The organism is Salinimicrobium oceani (assembly GCF_012037645.1).
Genome location: NZ_JAAVJR010000443.1, coordinates 1 through 501 on the forward strand (window position 1 = coordinate 1; position 501 = coordinate 501).

Here is a 501-nt window from a genome sequence, read left to right on the forward strand (position 1 = left end):
TTGAATTATGGCTTTAGAGATAACAGACGCAACATTTGAAGAGCAAGTGCTAAAAAGTGACAAACCTGTAATGGTTGACTTTTGGGCAGCCTGGTGTGGACCTTGTAGAATGGTAGGTCCAATCATTGACGATATTAGTAAAGAATACGAAGGCAAAGCAGTAGTAGGAAAACTGGATGTTGATGCAAACCAGGAATTCGCTGCAAAATATGGGGTGAGGAATATCCCCACAGTTTTGATCTTCAAAAATGGGGAAGTAGTTGGAAGACAGGTAGGTGTAGCTCCCAAAAATACTTATGCAGAAGCTTTAGATCAGCTTTTGTAGTATTTCCAAAATAAGAAAGTAAAAAAGTCCGTTGGAAGAAATCCTCCGGACTTTTTTAATGCTCATAATTCAGTAACTTGTCCTTAATTGTCTTCTATGCAATTAGAACAGGAAATTTACAAATCGGGATTTCTAAACCTTGACCTTCTGTCGCGGCAGGTGGTAGAGGGATTTAT

The 501-nt window shown here is 38.9% G+C and carries 1 protein-coding gene; it reads left to right on the forward strand.

Annotated features, from left to right (window positions below):
* Window positions 1–7 precede the first annotated feature (7 nt).
* The gene (gene trxA, locus HC175_RS17640; RefSeq protein ID WP_097055588.1) at window positions 8–325 is read left to right on the forward strand and encodes a thioredoxin; all 318 of its coding nucleotides are present in this window, start codon (window positions 8–10) and stop codon (window positions 323–325) included.
* Window positions 326–501: the final 176 nt, after the last annotated feature.